Below are 15,452 nucleotides of genomic sequence, written 5' to 3'. Positions count from 1 at the left end.
CTCTTCAAAGCCCGATCCCCCGCTTGCGCCCCAACGCCCAGTCGATGCCGCCGCCCGTGCTGACGACGCCCCTCACCTCCCGGCCCAGCTGTTCCTCCAGCCCTCGCGTCCAGGGCACGAGCTGGAAGCCCAGTCCGTCCTCGATCATCGCGAACCGGCCCGACACCAGGTCGAGCCGCCGTTGATAGATGCCGGCGATCGGGTCGCCGGCCTTGACCGGGTTCCAGGTCCCGCCGGTCTCGGCGGCGATGTTGCCGGCGACGCGCGCCAGCTCCTGGGCGCGAAGACCCGCCACGAGCCCCGCCCGCGGTCGGCCCAGGCGATCAGCCAGGCCGCTGGCCTGCAGGTGCGTGCGACGGCGCTCCAGAGCGTCACGAACCTCTCGTCCGAACCCGCCGTCGGCGAGCGGCGTCGGCTCGCGGACGACAAGCTGTCGATCCAGCCAGGTCGCACCCGACGCGCTGACCTGGCGATCAAGCGAGAGGTCGGACCGATGGATGAGGTCGAGGCTCGGCTTCTCGCCGGGGGCCTGGCGCGAGCGGACCTCGACGAGACCGCCGACCGGCGTGTCACCCGTCGCGCCGAGGTCCTTGAACCGAAAGTGATGCAGGCGCCCGTCGACGCCATCGACCACGACATAGGCCCGGCCGCTGTGCTCGTCGTGGAGGCCGCGATCGACCAGCCGACCGACGATCGGCGCATCCAGGGGTTCGGCCTGGATCGCGAGGTCGGCCAGATCACGATCGGCGTCACGGATCGCGCGGTGCAAGGTCTTGATGATATCGCCCCGCTCGCCCAGCGCGCGTAGACGAGGTTCGAGGTCATCGGCAAGCCGCCACTGGCCGCCATGCTCGTCGGCTAAGCCCAGGCGTTTCAGGTGTTGGGCCCGCCCGATCAGGCGAGGCGGCACACGGTCGCCACCGTCGGCGGAGGGACGAAGATCGACCAAACCGTCAGGGCCGATGCGCCCCCGCAGCGTTCGGTCCAGGTTGGTCCACCGGTCGACGTCAACTTCACGATCCAGGCTCCTGGCGATCTCCTCCGGCGAGCGCGGGCCCAGTTCCAGCGAGACCAACGCCTCAGCCTGCTGGCGCAGGCCCTTGGTCATGTAGTCGGCGTCGATGATGAGGTCGCGGCCATCGGCGCCGACGCCGCGGATCAGAACGTGGACATGCGGGTGGTCGGTGTTCCAGTGGTCGACCGCCACCCAGTCCAGGCGCGTGCCCAAGTCCTTCTCGGCCTGAGCCATCAGATCGCGCGTCGTGGCGCGCAGGTCGTCCAGAGAGCCGGCGTCCTCCGGCGAGACGATAAAGCGAAAATGGTGCCGGTCGTCCTGGCAACGCTCGGCGAAGGCGGCAGGGTCTGCCGCGCCGTCACGGTCGAACATCTCGGCGGGGGCGCCGTCGCGAGTCACGCCCTCGCGCCGCAGGTAGCGCATGTGCATGGCCAGCGGCGCGGCCGTGTAGCGGCTGCCTCGGTGACGGACGATCCTGGCCTTGACGATGACCCGCCGGCTGCCGCCGCGGCTCCGGGCCGCTGCGTCACGCCCCCGTCCGGAACGGCGACGGCCTTGGCGCCCCTTCAGGTCGAACGCCCCCTGCCCGCTTCGGCGCGAGGCGCCCAGAACCTCTTGGACAAATCCGCGAGGACGGGGCGCGATGCGCGCGCCCTGGTCGTCGATGCGACCCAGCCGAAGGAAAAACTCGTTCTCGTCGGTCATCGGGACCGCCTTGGCAGCCAGGTCCCGGACAAGCCCCTGAACGCGCTGAAAAACCTTGGAAATCCGGGACCTGGCCTCCAGCCGAGGTCCCGGAATTTCCTGAGCACCATCAAGGCCATGGACCCAAAAGGTCCCGGCCCTTTAATCTCGCCATCTTCCCCTGCCCTGTTTTGCCTCCCCTTCTGCGACCCTCCCAGCGATCTCAGCAACGCTGCTTCGAGCCGTGCGGTCATGGACGAACCGCCTCGTCGGAGGGCTCGATGACCGTGATCATGACGCCCGGCTCGACGCCCTTTGACGGGGCCTTCCGAGACGGCACAAAGATCTCGGCGGTTCGCCAATCGAGGGGCTTGGGCGGAATTTGGCGACGCGCGCCACCAGCCGAGCGCTCGATCCGCGCCTCGACCACCGCGACATAGGCGAGCGTCTCGGCGGGGAGCTTGCGCCCACCGTCGAGCATCGCCTGATAGCGTGCGGGGCCGGCGTTATACGCAGCCAGGAAGCCGCCACGCCCAAAGCGATCGTAGAGCTGTCGAAGGTAAGCGGCGCCCGCGATGATGTTGTCACGGCGGTCCCAAGGGTCTGCGCCAAGACCGAGTTCGGCACGGAGTTCGCGCCAGGTGATCGGCATCAGCTGCATCAATCCCATCGCGCCCTTGGAGGAAATCGCCCTCGGATCGCCGCCGCTCTCGGCGGCGATCACCGCCTCAATCCAGCTGACCGGTAACCCGAAGCGACCCGACGCTTCCTCGACCGCAGCGCTGACTAAATTGGTCGGCGACGCCGGCGGCGGTTGTTGCGCCGGCTCGGCCAGGGCTGGCGGAGCCGCCGTCAGCAGAAGGAAGACGGCTGTGGTCGCGCGCCAGGCGCGCGGCGTCCTTGCCGAGATCCCGGCGCTGAAAAGCGTGCGGCCGTGCTCGCCGTCGTCAAGGCGAGCGCGCTCAGCGCGCCGGCCCGGGGGCCGTCCTTGACCACGACTGCGCGCAACCGCCGACGCGGTCTTGGCCGGGACGGGGAAAGGCCACTGCAGACGACCGAACAGGGAAAGGATGCTCGCGGCGGTCAACTCAGCGCCCCCAGGTCCACAGCGGATGCAGGCGGCCGACAATGCACTCGCGCGATACGGGGCCGAAGTAGCGGCCGTCCAGGCTTCTGGGCGCGGCGGGATTGAGGAGAAAGACCTCCCCATCACCTAGTCGGCGACACGTCCCGGCCGCGTGCAAAGGGCGGCCGACCAGGTCGCGCTTCAAGATAGCGCCGACGACCCGGCCATCTATCGCCACCACCTCGTCACGCGCGCAGACGGACTGACCTTCGACCGCCGCCACGTGCTTGATCAGCGGCACATTGAGCGGAAGGTAGCCGCGAACCGCGAGCCACTGCGCCAGCCCTGGGGGCGGCCGAACCAGCGCCAGATCGCCAACGGCCGGGGGTTCGTCGGTCAGCCAGTAGAAACCGATCGGCGCACTGGCCGTGGTGTTGAGCACCACGCGCTTGACCGGCGCGAAGGCCGAGCCCGCCGCCAGCAGCGCGCACGCAAAGCCGCCAAGGACCAGCGGACGGCGATCCTGGCCGCTCATCGCGCAAGCCTCCGCCGCAACAACCAGGCGCGATGACGAGCGCGGTCATAAGGTCGAGCCGGCAGGCCGACACCGATCCGGGCGCCGACATGGCGCCAATGATCGGGCGCGGCGTCCTCGGGCCGCAGACCCATTCCTTCGATGACGTCGATCGCCCCGAGCACGGCCTGAACCCTGGCCCATCCGCTGAGATTGAGCAGGATCTCCGCGCCGGGCGCGACGAAGGGATGGGTGGTGAAGGCCTCGCCTTGACGGACCGCCCGCAGGATCGCGATCCGGGACTCGACGGTGCCGTAGTCGCCGGCGCGCCAGCGGACCAGGGCGAAGATCGCTCCGGGCGCGAACTCGACGACGCGATTTCGGCGGTCGATGATGCGCTCGCCGACCGGTCGGCCGAAGCGGATCCAGCGTTCGATCTGGCCCTCGAGCCATAGAAGTTCGACCCGGGTTGTCACGGACCCGCTCACTTGGGATCGCTTTCGTCGGCCGCATCGGGCGGCGTGATCGCGGCGTGCAGCTTGGCGGGGAGGACGACGTCGGCGGCGGCTTCCTTGGTCGAGATGCGGGCTCCCCGCTGCGACCAGGCCTGCAAGTCGTCGAGCGTGTAGACCACGCGGCCGCCGATCTTCCGATAGACCGGGCCGGTGCCGTAGCAGCGATGTTTTTCCATCGTTCGATCCGACAAGCCCAGGAAGCGCGCGGCCTCGGCGGTCTTCAGATGTCGTGGAGGGGTGGTTCCGTCACTCAGACTCATCGGCGTGTCCTCGGCGACGTCCGGATACGGCCGGCGTCGTCGGGATAGGCTGGCGTAGCGTCTTCGCCCGAGGGGATGACGAAGACCGGGGGCGCCGTCTTCGTCACCCCCAGGGGTCAGAGGCCGCCGCGCAGAAGCTTGAGGTATCCGCCGTTCATCAACGCCCTGCCCGTCTGCACGAGCCGGATGGTCGCGCCCCGGATCGCGGCCGTTTTCCAAGGCTCGCCGACCAGGGCGCGGCGCCCAAAAATCTTCTCGGCGATCGTGCGGTAGCTTTGGCCGGCCAAGGTGCCGTCGAGCGCCACCAAGCAGCGGTCGAGCCGTGCGAACTGGGCGCGGGTCAGGTGCGATTTCGGCGGCGGCCGCCCCGCCGACAGTCGCTCCAAGGCATCCACCGCCCTCACCCGGAGGCGCAAGTGCTCGTCATAGGTCAGAGCGACAACGAGCGGCCGATCGATCGGGTCGCCGCCGCGCACCAGCACCTGAAGACCCCACGCGGTGCGCAGATGCAGCCCATCCTCGGCGCGCATCAATTGGCCGGTAGGCAGGGACTTGGCGGCCGCAGCAGACCCGCCCTCGCCCGCTTCCAGCCGCAGAACGACGCCTGGTGCGACTTCCGGCAGCCAAAAGACGGCGGCCTCCTCGGCGCCCAACCGAGGATCGGCCGCGAACCGTAGGCCCCAGCGTCGGTCGATGGGCGCGGTCGGTTCGCGCCGTTCCTGCCGCCAACCGGCATAAGTCAGGTGATATTCGGGATTGCGCCGCAAGAATTCCCACGCCAAGCCCGGCGCGCCGATGTCATGCCGCCGACCACCGCCTCGGCGCTCACCGGGCGGCTGTCCTGCTTCCGACGCGGCGGCGGACACGGCCATGCTTCCATGGCGCCAGACGGACCTCCGCCCACGACAGCGTGGCCATAGAAATTTAGGGCTGCGGCAGAAGCGAACCCGCGCTTTCGCAGCGAGTCGGCAAAGGCACGGCTAGATCGCCGCGTCGGTTTGTTCAAATGGCTGCATGAAAGCTGGCAGTGTTACTGCTTCGATTTCCGGCTAAGCGCTGCGGAGACCAACCTGTCGATCCATTCGACATCGTCACCCGAAAGCTCTGTCAGACGCCCGACTAGACGGACCAGAGGATCGTCGCGACCTTCCCGCGCGGCCATATCTCCGATCTCGAAGAAGTCGCGAACCTCGACGTTCAACGCGCCAGCGAGATCGACCAAGGTCTCAAAGCTTGGAGCTAGGAGGCCCCGTTCGATCCGACTGATCGTCTCTTGCGACATTCCGATCTGATCAGCGAGCTGCGTCTGATTTAGACCGGCGCGATCGCGATGGTGGCGGATCAAATCGCCGACCTGTTCCCGCAAACTCGCCATCGGTACTCGCCCCGCTCAATCGGCGAGAACTTTCCGCTTGGCCGCAAAAGACACACAGGGCTTCAAAATACGTATAACTGCGTTTTACGTATTCACACATCATAAAATCCGTAGGATTCTGTGGGCAGATCGTTGATCGGACTGTTGCTCGTGGACGTCACCACCCCGCCTGCCCCGCCCCGCCCGTCGCTCGCCGACTCGTTGGAACTGCTCTTCACGCGCCACGACGGTTGGTTTCGGCCGATGATGCGGCGTCGTCACGGCGACAACGCCGCCGAGGATCTCGTGCACGAGAGCTACATCCGCGCCGCGCCCTATCAGGCGGCCGGCACGCTCCGCCACCCCGAGGCCCTGCTCATTCGGATCGCCGAGAACCTGGCGTCGAACCTGCGTCGCGATCGCTACCCGGAGGTCGCACAGGATCTTGGCGCATCCGCGCTCGAAAAGCAGTCGCTCAGCGCCGTCCAGGATCACGCGGTGACGTTCAAACAGATCGTGCTAGCCCTCCCGCCTGAGTTGCGCGATGTTTTCGTGCTTAATCACGTCCAGGGGATGACCTACGAAGAAATCGCCATCCACCTGGGCATTCCGCGCACCACGGTTCACCATCGGATGCGCAAGGCCCTGGAGCGAACTTCAAAGGCCATGCAGGACTGAAGCGGACGCTCGACATGATCGCTGACCAACGCAAGACCGACCGCCAGGACAAAGAGGCGGCGGCATGGTTCACGCTGCTGAGCGACACGGAAGTCGAGAACGAGGATCTCGAGAAGTTCGACGCCTGGCTGCAGCGTGGCGATAACCGCGCGGCCTACCATCGGATTGAAGAGATCAGCGAGCTTGGACGGACGCTGCGCGACGATCCGGATCTTCGCGCCGCCGCGCGCGAGGCGCTGCATCGGCCGAGGCGCGTTCCCGCGCCACGTCGGACGCCCTGGCTGCGGATCGGCGGCGGACTGGCGCTGACCGGCGGCCTGGCCTGCGCGACGGCGCTGCTGTGGGCTGGCCCGATCAAGACCTTCCAAACCGATGTTGGACAGCGCGACACCGTGCGTCTCGAAGACGGTTCGGCCGTGGAGTTGAACACCGACACCACGCTGCGCGTCCGCTTCAGCCGCGGCGCGCGCCGGCTCGAACTGGTCAAGGGGCAGGCGTTCTTTGACGTCGCCCACGACACGGCACGACCGTTCCTGGTCAAGGCCGGACAGATGGAAGTACGGGCGGTCGGGACCCGTTTCGACGTTCGGCACGATGGTCCGGGCGCTACGGTCGCTCTGGCCCAAGGCCGCGTGAAGGTACGTCAGCAGGACGCGGGCAAGACAGACTGGACGCTGTCTCCCGGTCAGGCCCTGGCTCTGGCGCCCGGAGCGACCGGAGCGCAACCAAAAGCGATCGACCTGGCCGTCCAGACCGGTTGGCTGAAGAACGAGATCATCTTCCACGACGTGGCCCTGGCAGACGCCGTGAAGGAAATGAACCGCTACGAGCGCGCCAAGATCACGCTCGCCCCGGGCGTTCCGGCGCAATCCCGGGTCAATGGCGTCTTCACGCCAGGCGAGGAGGAGGAGTTCGTGGCCGCTGTCGCCACGAGCTTTGGCCTTCAAAGCCGCCGCAGAGCCGACGGCGGCATGGAACTACAGCCGCGCTCCGGCGCTTGATGACATAATTATTTCGCAGGTCCGCTACCAACGGGCCGCCCCTGCCGTGTCTCCACCCGAAAGGCCGCCGGTCATCAGCGCATCATGAGGATCGCGCCCGGCGCCGCCGGGGGTTTGTATGGGTCGGTTCTCAAAGCGTCTTTTCGTCAGCACGGCGTTGACTGTGTTGGCCTTCAGCATGACGAGCGGCGTGATCGCCGCTCCCACCGTCGCCGAGCAGCGCACGACGATCTCCCTGCCGGCCGACACGCTCGACCAGTCCCTCATCAAGCTTGGACAACAGGGTCATACGCGGATCTTCTTCCAGAGCGAGCTCGTGGCTGGTCGCCGCGCGCCAGCGATCAGCGGCCAGATGACGGTGCGCGAGGCTCTGGATCGCCTGCTGGCCGGCAGCGGCATCGAGGTGCAGACCGCCCGTCCCGGCGTTCTGGTCCTACGGCCGTCGCGCCAGCCGATCGCCCTCCGCCCGGCAAGGGGGGCGCCTTCGCTCCCACTGCAGACGGGCGATGAACGCCCATCGTCTCCGACCAGAACCGACGAGGTCACGCAGCTGGAGGAGGTGGTGGTGGGCAGCCACATTCGCGGGGTGAAGGACGGTCCCTCGCCGGTCATCGTGCTCGGGCGCGAGGATATCGACCGCGGCGGCTACGCCACCGTCGCCGACGCGTTGACGAGCCTGCCCCAGGCGTTCGGCGGCGCGATCAGCGACGACGTAGCCATGGCCGGGTCCGATCCGACCAACACCAACAGCGCCTTCTCCACGGCCATCAACCTGCGCGGCCTGGGCCCCGACGCCACCCTCGTGCTCGTCGACGGCAAGCGCATGGCCGGCGCCGGTTTCATGGCCGACTTCAGCGACGTCTCGATGATCCCTCTGTCGGCCGTCTCGCGCATCGAGGTCCTGACCGACGGCGCCTCGGCGCTCTATGGCTCGGACGCCGTCGGCGGCGTGGTCAATATCGTCATGCGCGATGGCTACGAGGGCCTGGAGACCAGGTCCCGCATCGCCGGCTCCACGCGCGGCGACCTGGCGCAATATCAGTTTGGCCAGACCTTCGGCCGTGCCTGGGACGGCGGTTCGCTGCTGATCAGCGGCGAGTACCAAAGACGCGACCGCACGCCCGCGTCGGCCCGCGACTACACCGCCAGCAGCGATCTGCGGCCGCTCGGCGGAACGGATCATCGCGTCTACTACAGCCAACCGGGTACGGTGCTGGTGCTCGATCCCGCGACCTATTCGCTGGCGCCGGGCTATGCGATCCCGGCCGGCCAGGACGGCACGCATCTGACGCCCGGCGACTTCCTGGCCGGACAGAGCAACCTCTCCAACCTACGTTCGACCATCGATCTTCTGCCCACGCAGGAGCGCGGTAGCCTGTATCTTGCGGGCCGCCAGGCGGTGAGCTCGCATGTCACTCTGAACGCCGAGGTGCGCTACAGCGACCGCCGCTCGACGGCCTATGCCTATGCGCCGATGACGGTGATGACGGTCACGCCGAACAATCCCTACTTCGTCTCCCCCAATGGTTCGTCGGTCGACTACATCGCCTACTCGTTCGCCAATGAGACCGGCGGCTCCAAGTCGACCAGCGAACTGCAGGATCGCAGCCTGAGCCTGGGGGCCAAGGTTGATCTGCCTGCCGCCTGGCAGCTCAACGCCTACGTCCTCCATGCCGAGGAGATCGGCGACTACCGCAACAGCGGCATGCTCAATTCGACCTTCCTGGCCGAAGCCCTGGGCACCACCGGCGACAACCCGGCCACGAGCTACAGCGCGGCGCGCGATGGCTACTTCAATCCCTTCATCGGCACGGGCCGCAACAACCCCACGGTGCTGGCCTTCGTCACCCAAGGCTTCGAGGCCACCCACACGGTCGGCCGGCTGGACGCGGCCAGCGTGACCGCCGACGGGCCGCTGTGGCGCCTGCCGGCCGGAGCCCTGCGCCTGGCGGTCGGAGCTCAGGTCCGCAGCGAGACGCTAAAGAATGTGGGCTGGTCGTTCACCTCGGGAAGCGCGCCCAAGGCTGTGTCGCCCCGTCACGGCGACCGGACCGTGGGGGCGCTGTTCGCGGAACTGCGCGCGCCGCTGTTCGGACCCGACTATCGTCGCCCCGGCCTGGAGCGGCTGGAAGTGTCGGCGGCGGTACGCACCGAGCGTTATGAAGGGGGCCTGGAAAGCACCGTGCCCAAGTTCGGCGTCGTGTGGTCGCCGATCAGCGCGTGGACAATGAAAGGCACCTACGGCAAGTCGTTCCGCGCGCCGTCGCTCAGTGAGCTGAACGACCCGCAGAAGGCCACGCCGATCAACCTGACGGCCAACGGCGGCAATGTTCTGACCTTGCTGCTCTACGGCGGTAACCCCAACCTGCGGCCCGAAACCGCTGTCTCCTGGACGGCCGGCCTGGAATACGCCCCGCCCAGCCATCCTGGGACGCGGATCAGCGCCACGCTCTTCGACACCAAGTTCCAAGACCGCATCGGCCAGCCGGCGATCAACAACCTCTCCACGGTGCTGACCGCCAGCGACCTGGCGCCCTTCCGCCAGTTCATCAATCCGGCCAGCAACACCAGCGACCTGGCCCTTGTGCAAAACTACCTGCAATACGCGTCGGCCAGCGTCGCATCGCTGTACCTGCCCGCCGCCTACCGGGCGATCGCCGACGCCCGCTACGTCAATACCGGGACATTCGAGGTCAGGGGCCTGGACCTGACCGGCAGCTACGGCCTGTCCATCCATGACAACCCGGTGATGCTGAGCGCCAATCTCTCCTGGCTGATGTCCTATTCGCGCAAGGTCACGACCGTGGCCAAGAAGACCGAGTTGGTCGGGATGGCGGAGAACCCCGCCGACCTGCGCGCGCGGGTGACGGCGGCCTGGACCCATGGCCCGCTGACCACCAGCCTGACGCTCAACCACGTCGGCGACCTGACGACCAGCGCCGGGGCGCGCCTGCCGAGCCAGACGACGGCGGATCTTCAGTGGCAGTACGTCGCCCCGGCCAAGGCCGGGCCGCTGCGGGGCGTGAGCTTGGCCCTTACCGTCCAGAACCTCTTCGACAGCGACCCGCCGTTCTATGACTCGCCGCAGGGCGTGGGCTATGCCGCGGCCAACTACGACCCCACTGGCCGGCTGGTGGCCTTGCAGCTGACCAAGGCCTGGTAGGCCACTCCCGCTCCTTTGAATTTCAGGAAGACGTCATGCGATTTTCCGCAGGGCTCGCGCTTGCCTGCGCCCTGGCCGCTGGCCAGGGCAAGGCCGACGGCCGCCCCTTCACGATGAACGACCAGCTGGCCTTGGAAGACTTCGGCCGGGTCGCCTTTTCTCCCGACGGCCGCTGGCTGATCGCCGAACGCTACGGCCCCTTCAAGGACGCGCCCAATTTCGACCATGAGGCCTACGGCCATCAAGGCGGCAGCCGGCTTCTGATCACCGATGTCCAGGCCGGCGGAGCGCCCAGGAACCTACTGGCTGAAGATCCGAAGGCCGGAGACACCTTCGGCGAATTCTCGCCGGACGGCGCCCGCGTCCTGGTCTTTCGGTTGAAAGATCATCGCCGCGAGGTCGGCGTGGCGGTGATGGCGACGGGCGAGGTCACCTGGTCGGGCCTGACGGCCGATCCGGAGATCTGGACGGCCCAGGCCAGGTGGCGCAACGACCATCAGGTCGTGGTGATCGCCCGACCACCAGACGCGCCATCGATGTTGCTCGGCGGGGGTTGGCAGACCCAGGCGCGAACGCAGGCGGCCTGGGCCGCCAGCAGTCGCGGCGACTATTCTGGCGTGACCTTGGGGGCCGGGCGGTACGCCCGCGTCAACCCAGGGCCGGCCGACTACGCCCTGGCGCTGTTTGACGTCGAGCAGCGCCAGGCGCGGGTGCTGGCGCACGGCGCGTTCCTGGACATGCTGATCTCACCAGATCGAAAGACGGTGGCGCTTTCGCGGGAAGCGGAATTGACCGCTCCCGAGGACGGCGGCGTTATCCGCCTGTCCTACCCGCATCGCCGCCGGCGCCTGCTTCTCGTCGATCTCGACACCGGGTCCACCGCGCGCCCCTGCCCGGCTTGCGACCTGGCGCAGAACATGTGGGCCTGGTCGCCCGACAGCAAAACGATCGTCGCCGCGGCGCGCGACCAGCCTGGGTTCAACGCGACCTACGGCTACTGGCGCCTGGGCGCCGATGGCAAAGCCACGCCGCTGGCCAGCCAGCTGCGCGTGGGGCTGGTCTCCGCGGGCAACATGGCCGTGCCGACAGGCCAGACAGTATGGTTGGGACCTGATCCCGTCGTCCTGGCCCAGCCGGAAGGGAGCAAGCGGTTCGACTGGTGGCGCCTGACCGTCAAGGGGCCGATCAATCTCACCGCCAGCTTCGAGCCGCCGCTGGGGACGGCCCTGGCGGCCGACGCCAAAGGCGTGCTGATCAGCACGGCGTCGGGTCTGGTTCGCCTTCCGCCGCAAGGCGCGCCCCGTGTCCTGGCGCCGCCCACGGTGCAGTGGCAGCCGGCCCGCCTGCTTCCGGGTCAGGCGGCGACGCTGCTCCTGGCCGACCAGGACGGCCGTGGGCGCCTGGTTTCCACGGCAGGGACCGAAGGGCTGGCCGCCGCGCCGCCCAAGGAAGCCGGTCTGCGCGCCTTCTCGTCCAAGGGCGACGCCGCCGCCGTCTTGAAAGACGAGCATGGGGTCAAGACCCTGACACTCTATCGTCCGCGCACCCGGTCCAGAGCTCTGGTGACGATCAACGCCGGTCTCGCCGAGGTCCAGTTCAGCCGCCCCCTGGCGGTCAAGCATTCCGGTAAGTCTGGCGAGGCGCTGACCAGCTGGCTCTATCTGCCGGCAGACCACAAGGCGGGCGACGACCGGCCGATCGTCGTCGTGCCCTACACCGGTGAACGATACGACCAGCCGCCGGCCTATTTCATGCCGGGCTCGGTGTTTCCCACCGTCAATGTCCAACTGCTGGTCGCCCAGGGCTATGCGGTCATCGCACCAAGTCTCCCCGTCGCGCCGGCCGCCGAGCCGGCAGACGGCCTGGCCGACGCTATCTTGGGCGTTGTCGATAGCGCTCGGGCACAGTATCCGGGCCTATCGGACACGCGCTTGGCCCTTTGGGGGCAGAGCTTCGGCGGCTGGAGCGCGCTGATGGCGGGCTCGCAGTCGCCGCGCTTCAAGGCGCTTGTCGCCACGGCCCCGGCAACAGATCTGACGACCTTCCACAGCGCCTTGCGGCCCGTCGCCCTGGCCGTGCCGGAAGTGGCCATGTCGCTGACCAACATGGCCGGCTGGGCCGAGGGCGGTCAGGGTCGGATGGGCGCGCCGCCCTGGGGCGCGCCTGAGCGCTATGCCCGCAACAGCCCGTTGCTCCATGCCGACACCATCACTGCGCCCGTGCTGCTGGCCTATGGCGATATGGACTTCGACACCACTCAGGTCACAGCCATGTTCATGAGCCTGTCCCGGCAGGGCAAGGACGTGGAGCTGTTGTACTACCGGGGCGAGAACCACCAGATTATTGGTCCGGCCAATGTCCGCGATCTCTATCAGCGGGCCTTCGCCTTCCTGGCCGACGCCTTGGGGTCGGCGTCGGGACCGGACACCACGATCGCCCCTGCCCGCACGTCCGGCGTAGCGGTTGAAAGCCGACCTTCCCAGTGACGTACCCACGCCTCCAGGGTCGCTGCGGCGAGGATCTCCCTGGAGGCGTCTTTCCACACCATGGCCTCGGGCTCGAGCGCGGCCTCGAACCAGGCGCGATCGACTAGACCCTCGGTGGCCAGGCGTCCGTCCAGCAGGAACGCTCGGAAGAAGTCGGCGCTCGCCGCGAGGGTCCGCCCCATGAAGACGCTGACGTCCCCCTTGGACCGGCGCTGAGTGATGATCGAGGGCAACCGGTCGCCGAAGGCCTCGCGGGCGAAACTGCGTTCGCCTTCACCGGCGCTCAGCACTGGCGCGGGAATGGCCAGGCCCATCTCCACGACCGGTTGGCAGAGCAAAGGATGGACGATGCGGGCGCGCCGGGCTCTTCCTGTGTCGCCATTGGCGATCAGGTTGGCGGCCAGGGCGGCGATTTGCTGGCGCTTGGCGAACGAGACCCCCTTGAGGTTCAACAGCCACGGATGCGACGGCCCAGATAGCCTTTGCCGCGCCGCCTCGGCCTGGAGCACCTGGCCATCCAGGGAGTTGCGCGAAGGCCGGCCGGTGATCGTTTCTCCCGCCAGGCTCCAGAGCGATCGGCGTGTCCGCCTGGCAACCTCCTCCAGCCGGCGTAGCCTGGAGCCCTCGCAGGGTGCGCCGCGGAGGAGATCGACGGCCAGGGCGCTGGCGGCGATCTGAAAAAAGACCGTATCCCCGCCCTGGCCGGTGAACAGCACCTTGGCGCCGCAAGCGTCGAGGGCGGCGATGATCCCCTCGTCATAGCCCGGATCGAGGCCGTTGAAATTGGGGCGCGCACTGATCGCCCCGGCCTGCAAAACCGCCTGGGTCACGGTAAAGGGCGGCCGGCGAACCGTGCGCAGCGCCACGCCCGCGCGGTCGGCGACGGCTTGGGCGTAGACCCGCTCGTCGGCCTCCGCTTGATCGCGATAGAAATTGACGGCCGCGTGGGGGCCAAGGCCGCTGGCGGCGAGGCTGGTGGCGATGATCGCCGAGTCCAGTCCGCCGGAGATCTCGCAGAGGATGGCCGCCTCGTCGGCGGCCAGGGCGCGCACGCAGGCGTCGATCGTCTGCCGCATTTCCTGCCGCGAGGGCCAGCCGCGTGGCTTGGCCTCGCGGCTCTTTGCGGCGCGGACGACTGCGGCTGGACTCCACAGCACCGTCTTTTCAGCAAGGTCGGGACCGTGCCGCACACTGCCGGGCTCCACCGACAGCAGGCCGGTCAGCGGTGGCGGAGCCATGGCCGCGCTGGTTGGATCGTCGAGGGTGCGCTTGACCCGGGCCCAATTGATCGAGAGCCCCAACGGCCCGGCTCGCCCGGTCAGGGCATGGGAACTGACCACCGTGACGTCGTCACGGCGCCAGGCCAGCACCTCCAACGCGCCCGATGGGTCGCGAAGAATGGTCGGACCGTCCTTGGGCCGACCTATCCAGAGGGCGACATATCCGCCCCAGCTTTCGAAGACGAGGCGGCGGCAGGCGTCGAGGGGGTCGCCCTGGTCGAGACCGTCGAGCCTCGCCGCCGCCACTTCGCCTCGATCGGTGGTGGCGCGATCGAAGATCCGGCCGATCAGCACGCCGGCAACGCCGTCGTAGCCCGCGATCGGCGTGACCCTGGGCGCAAGATCACCATTGGTGAGCACGGCCAGGCGAAAGGCGCGATAGGCCAGGGTCCAGGTCCCAGCGGCCTGAAGCTCAGCGACCATCTCATCGAATGCTTCGCAGGCCCGGCCGGCGGGATAGGTGAGGATCACATAGCCCATGGCTAGCGCACCATGATCGGATGGTAGGCCGCCAGCCGCTCAGCCTCGTCGTCCAGCGCCACATCGCCAGCCTGCAGCCAGCAATGGGCGGCGAACGGCCACGTCCTGACCCCAAACACCCAGTCCACCCGGTGCCCCAGCGCGGCCAAATACCGTCGCAGGAGCCCGCTGCGATAAAGACATGCCCCATCGAACGGAAGCCACGGCGCTAAGCCCCGAAAGGCGGCCAAGTCTTGCAGGAGTGTCGGGTTCGGCGTGTCCGTTCGCACGCCATTGGGTGGGGGCAGTCGAGTGGCGAAGCTGCGACGCTGGTCACGGGCGTTGCCGAGGCCCGCGAGAATGGCCGCGCGCCAGTGGCGCCATGCCGGCGCAAGACGAGTTGTAGCGGGAAGCGCTTCGATAAGGGCGCGTGCCGTATGAACCGGCGCCTGGGCCATCACGCCTTCGCTGGCGACCGGCGCGTCGCATGCCAGGCCGGCCCCCAGGAGATCCTCACCGAGCGGTTCGGCCAAGACGATCATCTTGCGACCTTCGAGACGTAGAGCAGCGCCGATCGCCGGAAGGCAGAAATAGGCATTGGTGGCGACGTCGAGGAAGACGGCGTCCTCGTCGATCATGGTCGCGTGCACGCCGTCGCTCAGCCAAAGCTCCACGAGCCTGCTCCTGCTGGAGGAATGTGGCGTCCAAAGCCCACTCCGAACGTCGCCACATCCCCTGAGGGGCTGAGCGGTCAGTGAGCGCGGACGGTTAGGTCGGGTCGTACCGAGCCGCGGTGACGTCCTCGACCAACAGCCCCAGGATCGAACCGAGCGTGAGACGATCAGCCTTGCCCAAGCGGATCAGGCGGAAAGAAGGGGTCACCGGCTTTACTCCCTGTCAGCGCCAACGGTGGCGGCGGTGACAAGCAGGCGACGGCGCGGACGTATATTCAAACCTATATTTGACGACGTCCGCGC

At 68.0% G+C, this 15,452-nt stretch carries 13 protein-coding genes; 4 read left to right on the top strand and 9 right to left on the bottom strand.

The features are described 5' to 3' along the window. Positions 1–4: 4 nt before the first annotated feature. The 7 genes from DI526_RS02875 to DI526_RS02845 form a co-directional block, all read right to left on the bottom strand. Entirely contained in the window at positions 5–1,720 is a 1,716-nt protein-coding gene (locus DI526_RS02875) for a DUF3363 domain-containing protein (RefSeq protein WP_304273847.1), read from the bottom strand. A 229-nt stretch (positions 1,721–1,949) separates the two neighbouring features. Continuing rightward, positions 1,950–2,786, bottom strand: coding sequence for a lytic transglycosylase domain-containing protein (locus tag DI526_RS02870; RefSeq protein WP_304273845.1), 837 nt, complete (start codon positions 2,784–2,786; stop codon positions 1,950–1,952). Between the two features lies 1 nt (position 2,787). Continuing rightward, positions 2,788–3,300 carry a S26 family signal peptidase gene (locus DI526_RS02865; protein WP_304273844.1) on the bottom strand — a complete coding sequence of 171 codons (513 nt, stop codon included), beginning with the start codon at positions 3,298–3,300 and terminating at the stop codon, positions 2,788–2,790. Then, positions 3,297–3,755 carry a DUF2840 domain-containing protein gene (locus DI526_RS02860; protein WP_304273842.1) on the bottom strand — a complete coding sequence of 153 codons (459 nt, stop codon included), beginning with the start codon at positions 3,753–3,755 and terminating at the stop codon, positions 3,297–3,299. The genes DI526_RS02865 and DI526_RS02860 overlap by 4 nt, the downstream gene beginning before the upstream one ends. Positions 3,756–3,763: 8 nt before the next feature. Continuing rightward, entirely contained in the window at positions 3,764–4,054 is a 291-nt protein-coding gene (locus DI526_RS02855; RefSeq protein ID WP_304273840.1) for an AlpA family transcriptional regulator, read from the bottom strand. A gap of 116 nt (positions 4,055–4,170) precedes the next feature. Next, positions 4,171–4,926, bottom strand: coding sequence for a DUF2285 domain-containing protein (locus DI526_RS02850; protein WP_304273838.1), 756 nt, complete (start codon positions 4,924–4,926; stop codon positions 4,171–4,173). 158 nt (positions 4,927–5,084) lie between these two features. Beyond that, a complete protein-coding gene (locus tag DI526_RS02845; protein ID WP_304273836.1) occupies positions 5,085–5,429 on the bottom strand; it encodes a helix-turn-helix domain-containing protein in 345 nt (114 codons plus the stop codon). 132 nt (positions 5,430–5,561) lie between these two features. Between DI526_RS02845 and DI526_RS02840 the strand changes: the two genes are divergently transcribed. The 4 genes from DI526_RS02840 to DI526_RS02825 all read left to right on the top strand — a co-directional run bounded on the left by DI526_RS02840 (position 5,562) and on the right by DI526_RS02825 (position 12,736). After that, positions 5,562–6,086, top strand: coding sequence for an RNA polymerase sigma factor (locus DI526_RS02840; protein ID WP_304273834.1), 525 nt, complete (start codon positions 5,562–5,564; stop codon positions 6,084–6,086). A 14-nt stretch (positions 6,087–6,100) separates the two neighbouring features. Then, positions 6,101–7,087 (top strand): FecR domain-containing protein, encoded by a 987-nt coding sequence (locus DI526_RS02835; RefSeq protein WP_304273832.1) that lies wholly within the window; start codon positions 6,101–6,103, stop codon positions 7,085–7,087. Between the two features lie 190 nt (positions 7,088–7,277). Further along, positions 7,278–10,250, top strand: coding sequence for a TonB-dependent receptor (locus tag DI526_RS02830; protein WP_304273830.1), 2,973 nt, complete (start codon positions 7,278–7,280; stop codon positions 10,248–10,250). A 35-nt stretch (positions 10,251–10,285) separates the two neighbouring features. Further along, the gene (locus DI526_RS02825; RefSeq protein WP_304273828.1) at positions 10,286–12,736 is read left to right on the top strand and encodes a prolyl oligopeptidase family serine peptidase; all 2,451 of its coding nucleotides are present in this window, start codon (positions 10,286–10,288) and stop codon (positions 12,734–12,736) included. On the opposite strand, the gene DI526_RS02820 is transcribed toward DI526_RS02825, so the two are convergent. Beyond that, positions 12,622–14,496, bottom strand: coding sequence for a lasso peptide isopeptide bond-forming cyclase (locus DI526_RS02820; protein ID WP_304273826.1), 1,875 nt, complete (start codon positions 14,494–14,496; stop codon positions 12,622–12,624). The genes DI526_RS02825 and DI526_RS02820 overlap by 115 nt on opposite strands. Before the next feature lie 2 nt (positions 14,497–14,498). Continuing rightward, positions 14,499–15,149 carry a lasso peptide biosynthesis B2 protein gene (locus DI526_RS02815; RefSeq protein WP_304273824.1) on the bottom strand — a complete coding sequence of 217 codons (651 nt, stop codon included), beginning with the start codon at positions 15,147–15,149 and terminating at the stop codon, positions 14,499–14,501. Positions 15,150–15,452 lie beyond the last annotated feature (303 nt).

The organism is Caulobacter segnis, from assembly GCF_003243465.1.
Taxonomy (GTDB): Bacteria; Pseudomonadota; Alphaproteobacteria; order Caulobacterales; family Caulobacteraceae; genus Caulobacter; species Caulobacter segnis_A.
Note: the sequence above shows the minus strand (reverse complement) of the source record. Positions and strands in the feature narration are given on the sequence as shown.

Excerpts from the sequence above, each read along its gene's own strand:
- DI526_RS02855 (WP_304273840.1), bottom strand. The coding sequence starts at position 4,054 with ATGAGTCTGAGTGACGGAACCACCCCTCCACGACATCTGAAGACCGCC.
- DI526_RS02845 (WP_304273836.1), bottom strand. The coding sequence starts at position 5,429 with ATGGCGAGTTTGCGGGAACAGGTCGGCGATTTGATCCGCCACCATCGC.
- DI526_RS02850 (WP_304273838.1), bottom strand. The coding sequence starts at position 4,926 with ATGGCCGTGTCCGCCGCCGCGTCGGAAGCAGGACAGCCGCCCGGTGAG.
- DI526_RS02835 (WP_304273832.1), top strand. The coding sequence starts at position 6,101 with ATGATCGCTGACCAACGCAAGACCGACCGCCAGGACAAAGAGGCGGCG.
- DI526_RS02865 (WP_304273844.1), bottom strand. The coding sequence starts at position 3,300 with ATGAGCGGCCAGGATCGCCGTCCGCTGGTCCTTGGCGGCTTTGCGTGC.
- DI526_RS02820 (WP_304273826.1), bottom strand. The coding sequence starts at position 14,496 with ATGGGCTATGTGATCCTCACCTATCCCGCCGGCCGGGCCTGCGAAGCA.
- DI526_RS02825 (WP_304273828.1), top strand. The coding sequence starts at position 10,286 with ATGCGATTTTCCGCAGGGCTCGCGCTTGCCTGCGCCCTGGCCGCTGGC.
- DI526_RS02875 (WP_304273847.1), bottom strand. The coding sequence starts at position 1,720 with ATGACCGACGAGAACGAGTTTTTCCTTCGGCTGGGTCGCATCGACGAC.